This window comes from Enterobacter sp. Ap-867, from assembly GCF_011752855.1.
Taxonomy (GTDB): domain Bacteria; phylum Pseudomonadota; class Gammaproteobacteria; order Enterobacterales; family Enterobacteriaceae; genus Cedecea.
Genome location: NZ_VWWS01000001.1, coordinates 766,446 through 782,082, shown reverse-complemented (window position 1 = coordinate 782,082; position 15,637 = coordinate 766,446). Strand labels below are relative to the sequence as shown.

General features: G+C 55.2%; 15 protein-coding genes. 10 read left to right on the top strand and 5 right to left on the bottom strand.

Going from position 1 to position 15,637, the window contains the following annotated elements; translation table 11 throughout:
• Positions 1–5: 5 nt before the first annotated feature.
• Both F3J26_RS03650 and F3J26_RS03645 read right to left on the bottom strand, forming a co-directional pair.
• Positions 6–1,433, bottom strand: a complete 1,428-nt coding sequence (locus F3J26_RS03650) for a hypothetical protein (protein ID WP_166991526.1) — start codon at positions 1,431–1,433, stop codon at positions 6–8.
• Between the two features lie 198 nt (positions 1,434–1,631).
• Positions 1,632–2,468 carry a flagellin N-terminal helical domain-containing protein gene (locus F3J26_RS03645; RefSeq protein WP_166991523.1) on the bottom strand — a complete coding sequence of 279 codons (837 nt, stop codon included), beginning with the start codon at positions 2,466–2,468 and terminating at the stop codon, positions 1,632–1,634.
• Positions 2,469–2,868: 400 nt separating this feature from the next.
• On the opposite strand from F3J26_RS03645, the gene fliD reads away from it, so the two are divergent.
• The 4 genes from fliD (at position 2,869) to amyA (ending at position 6,629) form a co-directional block, all read left to right on the top strand.
• Positions 2,869–4,290, top strand: a complete 1,422-nt coding sequence (gene fliD, locus F3J26_RS03640) for a flagellar filament capping protein FliD (RefSeq protein WP_205246345.1) — start codon at positions 2,869–2,871, stop codon at positions 4,288–4,290.
• Between the two features lie 9 nt (positions 4,291–4,299).
• Positions 4,300–4,710, top strand: a complete 411-nt coding sequence (gene fliS, locus F3J26_RS03635; RefSeq protein ID WP_008453801.1) for a flagellar export chaperone FliS — start codon at positions 4,300–4,302, stop codon at positions 4,708–4,710.
• The gene (fliT, locus tag F3J26_RS03630; RefSeq protein WP_008453799.1) at positions 4,710–5,072 is read left to right on the top strand and encodes a flagella biosynthesis regulatory protein FliT; all 363 of its coding nucleotides are present in this window, start codon (positions 4,710–4,712) and stop codon (positions 5,070–5,072) included. The genes fliS and fliT overlap by 1 nt, the downstream gene beginning before the upstream one ends.
• A 69-nt stretch (positions 5,073–5,141) precedes the next feature.
• Positions 5,142–6,629: an alpha-amylase gene (amyA, locus tag F3J26_RS03625; protein WP_166991520.1), complete on the top strand. Its 1,488-nt coding sequence runs from the start codon at positions 5,142–5,144 to the stop codon at positions 6,627–6,629.
• A 469-nt stretch (positions 6,630–7,098) separates the two neighbouring features.
• On the opposite strand, the gene yedD is transcribed toward amyA, so the two are convergent.
• Positions 7,099–7,518: a lipoprotein YedD gene (gene yedD, locus F3J26_RS03620; RefSeq protein ID WP_008459981.1), complete on the bottom strand. Its 420-nt coding sequence runs from the start codon at positions 7,516–7,518 to the stop codon at positions 7,099–7,101.
• A 195-nt stretch (positions 7,519–7,713) separates the two neighbouring features.
• Between yedD and yedE the strand changes: the two genes are divergently transcribed.
• Together yedE and yedF are read left to right on the top strand one after the other, a co-directional pair.
• Positions 7,714–8,928 carry a selenium metabolism membrane protein YedE/FdhT gene (gene yedE / locus F3J26_RS03615; protein WP_166991517.1) on the top strand — a complete coding sequence of 405 codons (1,215 nt, stop codon included), beginning with the start codon at positions 7,714–7,716 and terminating at the stop codon, positions 8,926–8,928.
• Positions 8,925–9,161, top strand: coding sequence for a sulfurtransferase-like selenium metabolism protein YedF (gene yedF / locus F3J26_RS03610; protein ID WP_166991514.1), 237 nt, complete (start codon positions 8,925–8,927; stop codon positions 9,159–9,161). The genes yedE and yedF overlap by 4 nt, the downstream gene beginning before the upstream one ends.
• A gap of 29 nt (positions 9,162–9,190) precedes the next feature.
• Here the strand turns inward: yedF and F3J26_RS03605 are convergent, their stop codons facing one another.
• Complete coding sequence (locus tag F3J26_RS03605; protein WP_166991511.1) at positions 9,191–10,045, bottom strand: SIS domain-containing protein; 855 nt, start codon at positions 10,043–10,045, stop codon at positions 9,191–9,193.
• 310 nt (positions 10,046–10,355) lie between these two features.
• On the bottom strand, positions 10,356–10,673 hold the full coding sequence (gene fliE / locus F3J26_RS03600) for a flagellar hook-basal body complex protein FliE (RefSeq protein ID WP_008458146.1): 318 nt from the start codon (positions 10,671–10,673) through the stop codon (positions 10,356–10,358).
• Between the two features lie 229 nt (positions 10,674–10,902).
• Here fliE and fliF point away from each other — a divergent pair, with 229 nt between their 5' ends.
• Genes fliF through fliI form a run of 4 tightly spaced genes read left to right on the top strand, consistent with a single transcriptional unit; the run spans position 10,903 to position 15,629 of the window.
• Positions 10,903–12,594, top strand: a complete 1,692-nt coding sequence (gene fliF / locus F3J26_RS03595) for a flagellar basal-body MS-ring/collar protein FliF (protein ID WP_166872891.1) — start codon at positions 10,903–10,905, stop codon at positions 12,592–12,594.
• A complete protein-coding gene (gene fliG, locus F3J26_RS03590; RefSeq protein WP_008458144.1) occupies positions 12,591–13,583 on the top strand; it encodes a flagellar motor switch protein FliG in 993 nt (330 codons plus the stop codon). Before fliF ends, fliG begins: the two co-directional genes overlap by 4 nt.
• The gene (gene fliH, locus F3J26_RS03585; protein ID WP_008458143.1) at positions 13,576–14,271 is read left to right on the top strand and encodes a flagellar assembly protein FliH; all 696 of its coding nucleotides are present in this window, start codon (positions 13,576–13,578) and stop codon (positions 14,269–14,271) included. The genes fliG and fliH overlap by 8 nt, the downstream gene beginning before the upstream one ends.
• Positions 14,271–15,629, top strand: a complete 1,359-nt coding sequence (gene fliI, locus F3J26_RS03580; protein WP_166991508.1) for a flagellar protein export ATPase FliI — start codon at positions 14,271–14,273, stop codon at positions 15,627–15,629. Before fliH ends, fliI begins: the two co-directional genes overlap by 1 nt.
• Positions 15,630–15,637: the final 8 nt, after the last annotated feature.

Here is a 15,637-nt window from a genome sequence, read left to right as displayed (position 1 = left end):
CAGACTCAACCGATTAACGCGCTGTACTTTTCCAACAGCGACGCTTTGTATCGACGGTAATCCTCACTCTCAACCCCGGAGTGAGCCAGTATCCAACTAAACGCGTCCTCGCCGTGTGCCGCATCCACCAGCGTATGCGGCTGAGCCCGGCCTATTGCCATTTTATCCAGTGCACTAAGCTCATTTTCGACAGCGGCCAGTGCCACTTGATTGAGAAACCGTTCAGCATTGTTGCGCTGTAAATTGCGATCGATAAACCGGGCCACGGCGGCCAGATATTTCGTCGACAGCTCGCCCCCTTCACAATAGAGACACGCCGCCAGAATCGACGCCCAGAACGGCGCGGTTTCATCCCAGGTCAGCAGTAAATCTTTCACATCTAACTGCCCTTCCATCCCGGCCCACGACTTCCTGACGAGGCTGTTCGCCTCGAGCAGCAGGACAGGCGTGGTCATTTTTTCCAGCGCATGAGATAAAAAGACCAGCCGGCGACTGGCATAATGCACATTCGCTGCCGTTCCCGGAGTCACTGCCTCGCTGCTTAACGAAATAGCCAGCTCAGGCATCGCGTTGCGAAGCCCCGTAATCTGCTGGGCCAGGCCAGCATCACAGTTGTAAATATGGAAATGAACGTTAAGCTCGTCGCGATTGGTGTCGAACAGAGAAAGCAGCAGCGGCAGGCCATGAGCGGTAAAGCCGGCGCCATCGCAAGCGACCAGCACGGTAGTTTTATTGTTATTTACCGGCTCAATTAACCAGCTATAACGGCCAGCGTCAGGCTGCCAGTCAGGCACGTCTAACGGGCTAAAATCGATAAAGGAATCCGGGCGGCCTCCCAGCTTGTAGATAGCCGTGACAACCATCAGCAGCGCCATAGGATCTTCCCCGATAAGCGCCATGTTCTCAGTGAGCTGCTGAATAATGACATAGGCCTGATTAAAATCTTCTTCCATCAGGCAGATGAGCAAGAGAATTTTTAGCGCAACGGGTGACTCACTGAGCTCGGAAAGATTATTGGAAATAAGGAAAACGGCGGAGTTTATTTCATTAATGCGGAACAGGATCTGAACGGCGGCAACAAGATAATTTTTATTCCCGTCAAGCTTAAGCGCTTCAACGATACATTGCGTGATTTTCTCAACATTCTCCGCGTCAACCGCCTGCGACTTTTCTCCAGATGGGCCGCAGAGCGCCACATTTGACAGAATAATCGCCCTCATCATCAGCTTTAACGCTCTGTCTTGCTCGAGATTCAACCCCGTCTGTGCCTGGTTTAATTTATCGTCGAGGGCAGCAAAATCAGGATTGGCAAAATTAAGGACTTCGGTCACCAGCCACGCAGGTAAAGCATCGGCTTCCGGCAGGTGAATCGCCCGGGTAAACAGATCGCGGTAATATTGATGCATTGCCCGAGTGCGGGAGAAACTATTCATAACTGTCCTTTAGGTTGCAATATTTTGCCAGACGGGTGATTGTCTGATGCTAGCACCCGCCCAGTAAGCATAATGCGCTGAACAAAACCGAAATTAACGGCTTAACCTTCATATTAAAAACGCCCTGCGCCTCTCCTTTTGGCAAAAACAAAAAAAGGCTGCTGTTTCCAGCAACCTTTCTTGTAGCGGTCTGCGAAATTAACGCAGCAGGGACAGCATCGCCTGTGGAACCTGGTTTGCCTGAGACAGTACAGAAGTACCAGCCTGCTGCAGGATCTGCGCGCGGCTCATGTTAGATACTTCGGTCGCGTAGTCAGCGTCCTGGATACGGGACTGAGCAGCAGACAGGTTGGTGATGGAGTTGTTCAGGTTGTTGATGGTAGATTCGAAACGGTTCTGAATCGCACCCATGTTAGAACGTGCAGTATCGATTTTCGCGATAGCAGCATCAGCAGCAGAAACAACAGCCTGTGCAGTAGAGTGGTCGGTAATAGCGGTGCTCAGACCACTGCTCAGGCTACCGGAAGATGCGTTGATCAGAGAGTCGCTGCCGATAACGATGGTATCGTTAGAGGTGGTGTTAGCGCCAACCTGAATGTTCAAGCCAGTAGTTACGGAACCGTTCAGCAGGTTTTTGCCGTTGAAAGAAGCGCCGCCTGCGATGCGGTCGATTTCAGACAGACGCTGGGTGATTTCAGTCTGTACGGATGCCAGGTCAGTGGTGCCGTTGGTGTCGTTCGCGGCCTGCAGGGACAGTTCACGGATACGCTGTAAGTTGGTGTTGATCTCGTTCAGGTTACCTTCAGCGGTCTGAACCAGAGAGATACCGTCGTTAGCGTTACGAGCCGCCTGAGTCATACCCTTAACCTGGGAAGTCATACGGTTGGCAATCGCCTGACCAGCAGCATCGTCTTTCGCGCTGTTGATACGCATACCGGAAGACAGACGCTCGATAGCGGTACCCAGGGAAGACTGAGCTTTGCTCAGGTTGTTCTGAGTAGTCAGGGACAGCAGGTTAGTATTGATTACGGACATAGTATTAATTCCTTAAAAATTGGGTTTAGGTTCGGTGCCTAACACTCACGGCGTCTCTCACCGTCAACAAGGTTATCGACGCCCTCTGTGCCAACTTTAGAATTAATGATAAAAAAAAATCAAATGACTGAATTATAAAGAAATTAAATTTACAACCCGCGCTAAACTTAACCTTTCCTGCACTTTTAAACGCGGCTTAGCGCATTCGAGAAAATATATCTTTGCCTCCCTTTACGCCATCGACCACGCTATTAATGTCACCGTCTTTTCCGACAATCGTCATATAAGGCCGATCCACTGCCTGCTATTCGGCTGATTATTTTTTTTCCCCGGCTGTAAACTTTTCATTGAGTCAGCCGATAAGTGAATGAAACTACCAGCGACTTAAAGGAAGACATCAATGGCATCGATTTCAAGCCTCGGGGCAGGTACCAGCCTGAACCTCCAGGATACTTACGATAAGCTTTACACGGCTGAACAAACAAAATTAACCATCTTTGATACACAAACAAAGACTTATCAAGCCCAGTTTAGCGCCTTTGGTCAGTTGAAAACCGCGATTTCCGGACTGGAAACGGCTACCGCTGCGTTAACAGCGAAGGGTTCTCTGGTGTCTACCTCCGTCACCAGTACCAATACCGCTTTTAGCGCGACCACGACCAGTGACGCTATCCTTGCTGACTATACAATTAACGTACAGCAGATGGCGAAGGCTCAGGTGCTCTCAACCGGCAGCATCAGCAGCAACACTGCGCAGCAGGGTGCGACCACCGGCGGTACACGTACGATAACGATTACTCAGCCTGGCACCACTAAGCCACTGAGCGTGACGCTTGCCGACGGCGATACCTCATTAAACGGTATTGCAAAAGCGATTAACGCCGCGGGCGGAAACGTCTCGGCATCCGTGGTTAAAGCTAACGACGGCGACTATCGCCTGATGATTGCTTCCAAGAGCACCGGCACGCAGTCAGATATGACCATCACCGTCACCGGTGATGACCAGCTCCAGGGCGTGATTGGGTACAACTCAACGAGCAAGACCGGGGCTTTAACAGAGCAAACGGCTTCGCAAAATGCTCAGGTGAAAGTGAACGGCGTCATGATTGAGCGTCAGAGCAACACCATCTCTGATGCCATGCCGGGCGTAACGTTGAACCTTAAGGCGAAGAGCACGGCCGATGAAACGCTGAGCGTGGCGCGTACCAGCGATGCCAGCAAGAAAGTGATTAATGACTGGGTTAAAGCCTATAACACCCTTCAGTCAACGATTGCTACCGTGACCAAATATGTAAAAGTTGACCCAGGATCCGCCCAGGATCCAAACAACGGCGCACTCGTCGGGGACAGTACCGTACGCGGTATCCAGGCTGATATCCGTAGCATGCTGACCCAGGTACAGGGCGGCGATTACAGCATTATGGCGCAGTTGGGCATTACCCAGGATCCCGTACTGGCCCCGGATGGCTCCAGCCAGCTAAAAGTCAATGATACCCAATTAACCAAAGCGTTATCCGACAACCCGCAGGGCGTTATTAACTACTTTGTAGGCGACGGGAAAACGACAGGGTTTGCGACACAGCTGGATACCAAACTGAACAATATGCTGAGCACCAGCTCCATTAACGCTGGCGTGATTAAAAATGCGCAGGATGGCCTGACCTCAACATTGAAAACCGTGGCCGATCGTAAACAGGCGATGAGTGACAGCATCGACGAAACCATGGCGCGTTACAAGGCACAGTTTACTTCTCTGGCAAGCCTTGTTAACTCGATGACAAACATGGGGAACTATCTGGCGCAGCAATTCAACAAAAGCTAAGGATTTTGTATGTACAAGAGTTCTGGTGTACAAGCCTATCAACAGGTCGGTCTGGAAAGCGCCGTTATGAGTGCCAGTCCACACCAGCTCGTGGTGATGTTGTTCGATGGGGCACTCAGTGCCCTGGTTCGTGCACGCTTGTTTCTTGAACAGGAACAAATACCGCAAAAAGGCGAGGCGCTCTCAAAAGCCATTAACATTATTGATAATGGCCTGAAAGCCGGCCTGAATATGGATGTCGGAGGAGATTTGCCCGCTAACCTCGCGAATCTTTACGATTACATGGTCAGGCGTCTCCTACACGCTAATTTGCGTAATGACGTAGAGGCCATCGCCGAAGTCGAAAGATTACTTGCAAACATCGCGGATGCATGGAAGCAAATCGGCCCTACTTCCCCTACATTTCAGGATGCTATCTGATGAATGATTTCATCTCATCCCTCAATGGATGGCGTGCCCTGCTCGCCCTCAGTCAAACCATGCTTGACCTTGCCCATAGCGGAAGGTGGGATGAGCTGATTGATCATGAGGTTAAATATGTTCAACTGGTAGAGTCGATTGCCAGCAACCCAATTGCGCAGTCAAGCCAAAGAAGTCAGGAAGAAGCTAAGGCGCTGCTTGATCTGATTCTCGCCAATGAAAATGAGATTAAAGGGCTGCTTAACAGCCGTCTGAGTGAGCTTCGCGACCTGATTGACCAGAGCGGCCGTCAGAAATCACTGAACAACACCTACGGTTTTCTCTCCGGCAACGTGTTAACACCGAGCGATCTGAACCAGTAAACCTGCCGTATTTCGATTCTTATTCCATACTCCAGAGGTCAGCTAAATGACTTCTGGAGCACGGACAAGATGACGAACCCCACCCTGTTACAATTTTTTCACTGGTACACCCCCGGCGACGGAACGCTCTGGTCAGAAGTGGCCGACCGTGCGGCCAGCCTCAGCGACATCGGCATCAACATGGTTTGGCTTCCCCCTGCGTATAAAGGCAGCGCGGGCGGTTATTCGGTTGGCTACGACAGTTACGATCTCTTTGACCTCGGTGAGTTTGACCAGAAAGGTAGCATCGCCACCAAGTACGGGGATAAAGCACAGCTGCTGGCGGCCATAAAAGCCCTGCGGGACAACGGAGTTTCGGTGCTGCTGGACGTTGTCGTGAACCATAAAATGGGCGCCGACGAAAAAGAGCACATCCGCGTCAACCGGGTAAATGCCGATAATCGCAACGAGATCTCGCCCGAGGTTATCGACTGCGAGGCCTGGACCCGCTACACCTTTCCCGCCCGTGCCGGACAATTCTCACAGTTCATCTGGGACTACAAATGCTTCAGCGGCGTCGATCATATTGAAAACCCCGATGAAGACGGCATCTTCAAAATCGTCAATGACTACACCGGCGACGGCTGGAACGACCAGGTGGACGACGAGCTGGGGAATTTCGATTATCTGATGGGCGCCAATATCGACTTCCGCAACCATGCGGTGACCGAAGAGCTTAAATACTGGGCGCGCTGGGTGATGGCCCAGACGCAGTGCAACGGCTTTCGGCTCGATGCCGTCAAACACATCCCGGCCTGGTTTTATAAAGAGTGGATTGAGCACGTCCAGGACGTGACGGAAACGCCGCTGTTTATCGTGGCGGAATACTGGTCCCATGAAGTGGACAAACTGCTGGAATACATCGCCCTGGTAGAGGGCAAAACGATGCTGTTTGATGCCCCTCTACAAATGAAATTCCATGAGGCATCCCGGCTTGGGCGTGACTACGACATGAGCCAGATTTTCACCGGCACGCTGGTTGAGGCCGACCCGTTCCACGCCGTCACGCTGGTGGCTAACCACGACACCCAGCCGCTGCAGGCGCTTGAAGCGCCCGTAGAAGCCTGGTTTAAACCGCTGGCCTATGCGCTAATTCTGCTGCGCGAAAACGGCGTACCGTCGGTGTTCTACCCGGATCTCTTTGGCGCAAGTTACGACGATAAAGGCGGCGACGGGCAGAACTACCACATTGATATGCCGGTCATCGAACAGCTGGATGACCTGATTCACGCCCGGGAGCGCTTTGCCCACGGTGTGCAGACTTTATGGTTCGATCACCCTAACTGCATTGGCTTTAGCCGCAGCGGCACGGCAGAAGCCCCAGGCTGCGTAGTCATCATGTCCAACGGCGATGACGGCGAAAAGCACGTCACCTTGGGGGAAGATTTCGCTGAGAAAAACTGGCGTGATTATCTCGGCAATCGCGAGGAAACGATTCACACCGACGCGGGCGGCAGCGCAACCTTTACCTGTCACGGCGGCAGCGTTAGCGTTTGGGTGCTGGAGGATGTGCTGTGAATTTGACATCTTTTGGGAGATCTCTTTAATCCGGGAGCTGTTCCGTTCACCCGTAGACCTGTTTTCCCTACACGTTTACTGCACGGTGAACGTGTCCGGCTTAAATCGCCTCCGTTTTCTCTCCGACTGGCCAGGGTCCGGGCGTCGGGAACGGCCGGAGGCTGAGAGCGTCGGGAACGCATCTCAGCCGACCCAGGACTGGGAGATAAAACGGAGGTTTGCCGCTCACGCGGTCGATTTATTTCGCCGGGACTCCGGGTTCTCAGGGGAGTAACGGTGACTCCCCTGAGACGTTCACAAGCTCAGAAGCTACATAGGAATGAGGATTAAAGTGAACGGAAGCTTAGCCGTTCCTCCATAGAACTTATTGGTCACTACAAGACAGCCCCAAAAAAGTAAGAGAATGAAATCGCAGCCACAGCGTTGAGCACCAGCCCTCTCACCTCTCTGGAGTGAGAGGCATTCTCCCTTAGCCTTTCGACAGTTGGCTATCTAAAGGATTTTTAGCCAGGAAATCAGCGCATTCCGGCGTCAAACGATCCACACGCTTCAACGTCATCCCGGCGTACTCCAGCGTGTCGCCGTTTAGGCCGATGTCGTAAATCTCACGCTTGACGGTGACATTACGCAGATCGCCAGACAAATGCGTCAGCTTACCCGGAACCCCAATCACCCGCTGCCACTGGCGGCAATCCAGCGTATCGCCCTGGGGCGTGACCACCAGCGAAGCAATCGCCTCCGGGCTAACCAGCTCGCTCTGTGGCCCGCTGGACTGCCAGTAGCCCGCCATACCCGCCGGTGCTTCGGTACGAACGACCTGCTTATAATCTCTGATCTCGGTGCAGCCGCCCAGTGCTACCAGCGCCGCCAATACTAAAAGCTTCTTCATCGTCTATCCTGACTGCGGAGAAAAAATAATTCTGGCATTAAAGCCCAATGCCTGCCAGCAATTCCGCCTGGGGCACAAAAATTGATCCAGATTGTTTTTTCGTCTTTTCAGCCTGTTAAGCCCAAAAGATGGGCGTATGATGGCGCCTTCTTTTGCCCTTCGCGGCACGTTCTTCTGAGTTCAGAGGCGAAAACAATGACCTGGCACTCCTTTAAACACCAATACCTGGTAACCTTCTGGAAACCAATGCCCGCAGTGATCGCGGCCGGGATCCTCTCCACCTATTACTTTGGCATCACCGGTACCTTCTGGGCCGTCACCGGCGAATTCACCCGCTGGGGCGGCCAGCTCCTGCAGCTGATGGGCATTCACGCCGAAGAATGGGGTTACTACAAGCTAATTCACCTCGACGGCAGCCCGCTAACCCGTATCGACGGCATGATGATCATCGGCATGTTTGGCGGCTGTTTCGCCGCGGCCCTGTGGGCCAATAACGTCAAGCTTCGTTTGCCCCAGCACCGCATCCGCATCATTCAGGCCGTGCTCGGCGGGATCATTGCTGGCTTCGGCGCACGACTGGCAATGGGTTGCAACCTCGCGGCGTTCTTTACCGGGATCCCACAGTTTTCGCTGCACGCCTGGTTCTTCGCCCTTGCCACCGCCATCGGCTGCTGGTTTGGCGCGCGCTTCACGCTGCTGCCGATGTTCCGCATTCCGGTCAAACTGCAAAAAGTCTCCGCTGCCTCCCCGCTCACCCAGCAGCCGGATCGCGCTAAGCGCCGTTTCCGTATGGGAATGCTGGTGTTTATCGGCATGCTCGGCTGGGCGGGTTTCACCGCCATAAACCAGCCAAAACTCGGCCTCGCCATGCTGTTTGGCGTCGGCTTTGGCCTGCTTATCGAACGCGCACAGATTTGCTTCACCTCCGCCTTCCGCGACATGTGGATCACCGGCCGAACCCAGATGGCCAAAGCAATTATTCTGGGGATGGGGGTCAGCGCCATTGGCATCTTTAGCTATGTTCAGCTTGGCGTAGAAGCCAAAATCATGTGGGCAGGGCCAAACGCCATCATCGGCGGGCTGTTGTTTGGCTTTGGTATCGTGCTGGCCGGAGGCTGCGAAACGGGCTGGATGTATCGCGCGGTTGAAGGTCAGGTTCACTACTGGTGGGTTGGTCTCGGCAACGTGATTGGCTCTACGCTGCTGGCCTGGTTCTGGGATGATATTTCTCCGGCGCTCGCCACCAGCTGGGATAAAGTCAACCTGCTGAATACCTTTGGGCCACTGGGCGGGCTGCTGGTGACTTACCTGATGCTGCTCGTCGCTTATCTGCTGATTGTCGGCTGGGAAAAACGCTTCTTTCGCCGTAAAAACCAGGCTATCGGCACCACAACAGGAGAAACCGCATGAGTCAGAACATTGACCCGGATTACCGCCTGGACATGGTAGGTGAGCCTTGCCCTTACCCGGCTGTTGCCACGCTGGAGGCGATGCCGCAGCTGAAAAAAGGCGAGATCCTGGAAGTGATCAGCGACTGCCCGCAGTCCATCAATAACATCCCGCTGGACGCCAAAAACCACGGCTACACGGTGTTGGATATTCAGCAGGACGGCCCCACCATTCGCTATCTTATTCAGCGTTAATCATGCAAGGGGCAAAGCTGCCCCTTTTTTCAACAAACCGGCTTCACCCACGCCCCGGAATCCAGCAGGAAACGCTCTGCGCTGGCAATTTTCTGTACCGCCCGGTCTCCGTGTTTAGCCACCAGCATCGCCAGCAAGCACTCGGCAATGCCCATGGCCGAGACTACGGAAGGAAAGAACGACGGGCTGTGCGCGGAGAAATAAAGCGTGCTGGCGGCGTGTTTCGCGAGTGGGGAGAGTGGAGAGTCTGTCAGCGCAACAATTTTGCTTCCGGCCTGCCGCGCCGCGCCCAGCACGTCCAGCGACTCACGCGAGTAAGGGGCAAATCCTATCATCAACACCACATCTTTGGGCGTCAGCTCGCGGGTGAAAATTTCGTAATTGCTCGCCTGGCCGTCGATAAGCGACACGTTCTTATTAAACAGGCGATAGATATAGAACAGCGTGTAGGCCACCGAATAGCTGGCCCGAAAGCCGCACACATAAACATGTTCGGCCGCATCCAGGACATCAACCGCCTGTTCCATTGCCTGCGGATTTTCAGCCTCGGTATGGGATAGATTTGCCGCATGGGCGTCAAACACTTCCTGATAGAGCGACGCCGTGCTGCCCTTATCGACCAGCTTTTCGGCCCTTGCCTGATGGGTTTCAATATTGAGGCCAAGCTCCTGAATAACGGCGGCTTTGAACTCTCCCCAGCCGACATAGCCCAGACGCTGAGCCAGGCGCAGCAGCGTGGCGGGCTTGACGCCAATGCGTGTGGCAAATGCCCGCATCGAAAGCGCAATTAAGTCCTTCATGTTATGCAGGCTCAACTCTGCGGCCCGCTGCAGCTCGGGGGTTAATGTCTCGTAATGTTCTTCTAGCTTTTGTTGCGGGGTCATAGGCTGACAGGACGCTCCCATTTAGACCGGAAATCCCTTCCGGTGTCTTGAAGGTATCGTCCTGATAGTGCAGTGAAATTACTTTTGACGTCAAATAAATAAGGGTATCAGGCAGGGATTAGCGTTAAAACGCTATTTTACTTAACATACTAACGTTGTGAAAACGCGGATGTGCGTCGCTTAACGTGCAGGTAAGACACAAGCTGGATGAATGAAAGAGTCAAAGGCGGGGCAAAAATACAACGCACGGTCAAATACCAGACAAGAGCAAACAAGGCTTGCTCCCGTCTGAAATCAATCAGCCCATGCACTAAACCTGCATGTTCATCACTTCCTGGTAAGCTGCAACCAGCTTGTTGCGCACCTGAATGCCCATCGCCAGTGAAACGGAAGATTTCTGCAAATCCACCATGACATCGTTCAGCGCCACGCCTGGCGTGCCGAGAGCAAATTTTTCCGCCTGGGCACGCGCGGTGTTGGAGGTTTCGCTTATCCGTCCCAAAGCGGCCTGCAGCTCGCCGGCAAAACTTACCGTTGGCGCGGAGGCAGCCGAAGCTGCGGGATTGGTCGCCGACAGCGCGGTCGCCTGAAGTTGTTGCAGTACGCCTTCGATACCCTGAATAGCCATTTTTACGCCCCATGTGTATTAAGCCGAGGAAGATTACCACCTTGTCAATAGGATAAAGGCGTTAAATAGACGTAAAAAATAGAGCTAATTCAGCCATCGAAAATTCCTGAAACGAAAATAATGACACTGCCATCCATATGGAACTTTTGTCGTGTTTGTCGACCCGGGAGTCAGTCTTGTTCACTCATTACTCTAAAAATTCTGTCAACGCTAAGCCGCGAGGTGTGGAATGACCACTGCTGCTCAGGCGCAAACGCCGCAAAACAAGACTCTTGAGTGGTTGAATCGCCTTCGTGCTAATCCCAGAATCCCGCTGATAGTGGGCGGTGCCGCCGCCGTTGCCGTGCTGGTGGCCCTGGTGCTTTGGGCAAAATCTCCCGATTACCGCGTGCTGTACAGCAACCTCGCCGATCAGGACGGAGGCGCGATTGTTACCCAGCTTCAACAAATGAATATTCCCTACCGCTTCTCAGACAACGGTAGCGCCATCATGGTCCCGGCAGACAACGTCTACGATCTGCGTCTGCGCCTGGCTCAGCAGGGCCTGCCTAAGGGCGGTGCCGTCGGCTTCGAGCTTCTGGATCAGGAAAAGTTTGGTATCAGTCAGTTTAGCGAGCAGGTGAACTACCAGCGGGCGCTGGAAGGCGAACTGGCCCGCACCATTGAAACGCTTGGCCCGGTGAAGAATGCCCGCGTGCATCTCGCCATGCCAAAACCATCCCTGTTTGTTCGTGAACAAAAGTCCCCTTCTGCTTCCGTTACCCTTAGCCTCGAACCTGGCCGCGCGCTGGATGAAGGGCAAATTAATGCCGTGGTGCATATGGTTTCCAGCGCCGTGGCTGGTTTACCGCCGGGTAACGTCACGCTGGTCGATCAGGGTGGCCATTTGCTGACGCAGTCCAACAACGCAGGCCGTGACCTTAACGACGCCCAGCTCAAGTACGCGACTGACGTAGAGAGCCGCTACCAGCGCCGCATTGAATCTATCCTTGGCCCGATTGTCGGCAACGGCAACGTGCATGCTCAGGTCACCGCGCAGATCGATTTTGCCAACAAAGAACAAACCGAAGAGCAGTATCACCCTAATAGCGATCCGGCCCAGACCGCGGTCCGCTCTCGCCAGTTGAACCAGACCTCTCAGGTTAACGGTCAGTTCCCGGGCGGCGTGCCGGGCGCGCTTTCCAACCAGCCGGCGCCAGCGAACACGGCACCGATTTCGACGCCGCCGCAGAACAACCAGGCTAACCAGCAGGCCAACAACGGCCAGCAGAACCAGACCAGCACCACCGGTCAGAACGGCAGCAGCAACACTTCGCGTGACGAAACCACCAACTATGAAGTGGACCGCACCATCCGTCACACCAAGCTGAACGTGGGGGATATTCAGCGTCTTTCCGTGGCCGTGGTAGTGAACTACCGCCAGCTTGCCGACGGGAAACCTTTACCGCTCACCGCCGACCAGATGAAGCAGATCGAGAACCTGACCCGTGAAGCGATGGGCTATTCCGAATCCCGCGGCGATACCCTGAACGTGGTCAACTCTCAGTTCACCGCCACCGAAGACGACAGCGGCAGCAGCCTGCCATTCTGGAAGTCTCCGGCCTTCTTCGACATGCTGCTCTCAGCGGGTCGCTGGCTGATTGTGCTGATTGTCGCCTGGCTGATATGGCGGAAAGCGATTCGTCCTCAGCTCACCCGCCGCGCGGAAATTCTGAAAGCCACTAACGAAGCGAAGCAGAGCGCTAAAGCCGAAGAAGAAGCCGTGGCCGTTACGCTAAGCCGCGACGAGCAACAGCAGCAGCGTAAAGCTAACCAGCGCCTGAGCGCCGAAGTCATGAGTCAGCGTATTCGTGATATGTCCGACAACGATCCTCGCGTAGTTGCGCTGGTGATCCGCCAATGGATGAGTACTGAAATATGAGTATTACCGGAACAGAAAAGAGCGCCATCCTGCTGATGACCATTGGCGAAGACCGCGCCGCTGAGGTGTTCAAGCACCTCAGCCCGCGTGAAGTACAGCATTTAAGTGCGGCGATGGCTAACACCCATCAAATTTCAAACAAACTGCTGACCGAAGTGTTGGCCGAGTTTGAACAAGAAGCCGAACAGTTCGCCGCACTGAGCATCAATGCCAACGACTATCTGCGTACCGTATTGATCAAAGCGCTGGGCGAAGAGCGTGCCTCCAGCCTGCTGGAAGATATTCTCGAAACCCGCGATACCACCAGCGGCATCGAAACGCTCAACTTTATGGAGCCGCAGAGCGCCGCCGATCTTATTCGCGACGAACACCCGCAGATCATCGCCACCATCCTGGTTCACCTCAAGCGTGGCCAGGCGGCGGACATTCTGGCGCTGTTCGACGAACGCCTGCGCAACGACGTGATGCTGCGTATCGCCACCTTTGGCGGCGTTCAGCCGGCCGCGCTGGCAGAACTGACCGAAGTGCTGAACAACCTGCTCGACGGCCAGAACCTCAAGCGCAGCAAAATGGGCGGCGTGAGAACGGCAGCGGAAATTATCAACCTGATGAAAACCCAGCAGGAAGAAGCCGTTATTACCGCCGTGCGCGACTTCGACGGCGAACTGGCGCAGAAAATCATCGACGAGATGTTCCTGTTCGAAAACCTCGTGGCCGTGGACGACCGCAGCATTCAGCGTCTTCTGCAGGAAGTGGAGTCCGAATCTCTGCTTATCGCCCTCAAAGGTGCAGAACAGGCGCTGCGCGAGAAGTTCCTGCGCAACATGTCCCAGCGTGCTGCCGACATCCTGCGCGACGACCTTGCCAACCGTGGCCCGGTACGTCTGTCGCAGGTGGAAAACGAACAGAAAGCTATCCTGCTTATCGTGCGTCGCCTGGCGGAAACCGGCGAGATGGTGATCGGCACCAGCGAGGATACCTATGTCTAATACGCTGCCATGGAAACTCTGGACGCCTGAAAACCTCGCCTTCCCTACGCCGGTGTTCGAAGAGATTGTGATGCCGGAAGCGACGGCCGAGCAGGAAGAGCCGGAAAGTGAGCCGGACCTCCAGCAAACGCTGGCGATGATGCAGGCCCAGGCCCGAGAACAGGGCCACAGCGCGGGCTTTGCCGCCGGGCACGATCAGGGCGTGGAAGAAGGCCGTAAAGCGGGCTTCCAGCAAGGCCTTGAGCAAGGCATCAATGAAGCCCGTCAGCAGCAGGCACCGGTTCACGCCCGGATGCAGCAGCTGGTGAGCGAATTCCAGTACACGCTGGATGCGCTGGACAGCGTGATTGCTTCCCGCCTGATGCAAATGGCGCTGGAAGCCGCGCGGCAGGTCATTGGCCAGACGCCTGCCGTAGATAACAACGCGCTGATCAAACAGATTCAGGGCCTGCTGATGCAGGAACCGCTGTTCAGCGGTAAGCCGCAGCTGCGCGTACACCCGGATGACTTACAGCGGGTGGAAGAGATGCTGGGTGCCACGCTAAGCCTGCACGGCTGGCGTTTGCGCGGCGACCCAAGCCTGCACCAGGGCGGCTGCAAAGTCTCCGCCGATGAAGGCGACCTTGACGCCAGCGTGGCCACTCGCTGGCAAGAGCTGTGCCGTCTGGCCGCGCCAGGAGTGCTCTGATGACCGCGCGCCTGACCCGCTGGCTGAACACGCTCGACAATTTTGAAGCGCGGATGGTCGAACTGCCGTCCGTTCGCCGCTACGGCCGCCTGACCCGCGCCACCGGCCTGGTCCTGGAGGCAACTGGCCTGCAGCTGGCGCTGGGCGCGACCTGCATCATTGAACAGCACGATCGCGAAGTCGAATGTGAAGTCGTGGGCTTCAACGGTCACAAACTGTTTCTGATGCCGCTGGAAGAAGTGGAAGGCATTTTGCCTGGCGCCCGGGTTTATGCCCGCTCGGCGACGGCGGAAGGCCTGCACAGCGGTAAAAAACTGCCGCTCGGCCCCGCCCTGCTCGGCCGCGTGCTCGACGGCAGCGGCCGCCCGCTCGACGGACTGCCTTCGCCGGATTCCGACCTGATTGGCGCGCTGGGTGCAGCCCCGTTTAACCCGCTCCAGCGTACCGCGATTGAACATGTTCTTGACGTTGGCGTTCGTCCGATTAATGCCCTGCTGACGGTAGGTCGCGGGCAGCGTATGGGCCTGTTTGCCGGTTCAGGCGTGGGGAAAAGCGTCCTGCTCGGCATGATGGCGCGTTATACCCAGGCTGACGTGATCGTCGTGGGCCTGATTGGCGAGCGTGGCCGCGAAGTAAAAGACTTTATCGAGAACATTCTCGGTGCCGAAGGCCGGGCGCGTTCCGTTGTGATTGCCGCCCCGGCGGACGTTTCTCCGTTGCTGCGTATGCAGGGTGCCGCCTATGCGACAAGAATCGCCGAAGACTTCCGCGATCGCGGCCAGCACGTCCTGCTGATCATGGATTCACTGACACGTTACGCCATGGCCCAGCGTGAAATCGCCCTCGCCATTGGCGAACCTCCGGCGACCAAAGGCTATCCGCCTTCGGTCTTTGCCAAGCTCCCGGCGCTGGTTGAACGTGCGGGGAACGGCATACACGGCGGCGGCTCTATTACCGCGTTTTATACCGTACTCACCGAAGGCGACGATCAGCAGGACCCGATCGCCGACTCCGCGCGAGCCATTCTTGACGGCCACATTGTGCTGTCGCGCCGCCTGGCAGAAGCGGGCCACTATCCGGCCATCGACATCGAAGCTTCTATCAGCCGTGCCATGACATCGTTGATTACCGAGCAGCATTACGCCCGGGTACGTCGTTTCAAACAGTTGTTATCCAGCTTCCAGCGCAACCGTGATTTGGTGAGCGTGGGGGCTTACGCCAAAGGCAGCGATCCGATGCTCGATAAGGCCATTGAACTGTGGCCGCATCTTGAAGCCTTCCTGCAACAAGGCATTTTTGAACGCGCAAACTGGGAAGAAGCCAGCCTCGCACTGGAGACGCTTTTCCCCACGGTTTGATGAGAGGT

Bases quoted from the DNA above. Each gene is read 5' to 3' on its own strand.
- F3J26_RS03650 (WP_166991526.1), bottom strand. From the start codon at position 1,433: ATGAATAGTTTCTCCCGCACTCGGGCAATGCATCAATATTACCGCGAT.
- F3J26_RS03645 (WP_166991523.1), bottom strand. From the start codon at position 2,468: ATGTCCGTAATCAATACTAACCTGCTGTCCCTGACTACTCAGAACAAC.
- fliD (WP_205246345.1), top strand. From the start codon at position 2,869: ATGGCATCGATTTCAAGCCTCGGGGCAGGTACCAGCCTGAACCTCCAG.
- fliS (WP_008453801.1), top strand. From the start codon at position 4,300: ATGTACAAGAGTTCTGGTGTACAAGCCTATCAACAGGTCGGTCTGGAA.
- fliT (WP_008453799.1), top strand. From the start codon at position 4,710: ATGAATGATTTCATCTCATCCCTCAATGGATGGCGTGCCCTGCTCGCC.
- amyA (WP_166991520.1), top strand. From the start codon at position 5,142: ATGACGAACCCCACCCTGTTACAATTTTTTCACTGGTACACCCCCGGC.
- yedD (WP_008459981.1), bottom strand. From the start codon at position 7,518: ATGAAGAAGCTTTTAGTATTGGCGGCGCTGGTAGCACTGGGCGGCTGC.
- yedE (WP_166991517.1), top strand. From the start codon at position 7,714: ATGACCTGGCACTCCTTTAAACACCAATACCTGGTAACCTTCTGGAAA.
- yedF (WP_166991514.1), top strand. From the start codon at position 8,925: ATGAGTCAGAACATTGACCCGGATTACCGCCTGGACATGGTAGGTGAG.
- F3J26_RS03605 (WP_166991511.1), bottom strand. From the start codon at position 10,045: ATGACCCCGCAACAAAAGCTAGAAGAACATTACGAGACATTAACCCCC.
- fliE (WP_008458146.1), bottom strand. From the start codon at position 10,673: ATGGCTATTCAGGGTATCGAAGGCGTACTGCAACAACTTCAGGCGACC.
- fliF (WP_166872891.1), top strand. From the start codon at position 10,903: ATGACCACTGCTGCTCAGGCGCAAACGCCGCAAAACAAGACTCTTGAG.
- fliG (WP_008458144.1), top strand. From the start codon at position 12,591: ATGAGTATTACCGGAACAGAAAAGAGCGCCATCCTGCTGATGACCATT.
- fliH (WP_008458143.1), top strand. From the start codon at position 13,576: ATGTCTAATACGCTGCCATGGAAACTCTGGACGCCTGAAAACCTCGCC.
- fliI (WP_166991508.1), top strand. From the start codon at position 14,271: ATGACCGCGCGCCTGACCCGCTGGCTGAACACGCTCGACAATTTTGAA.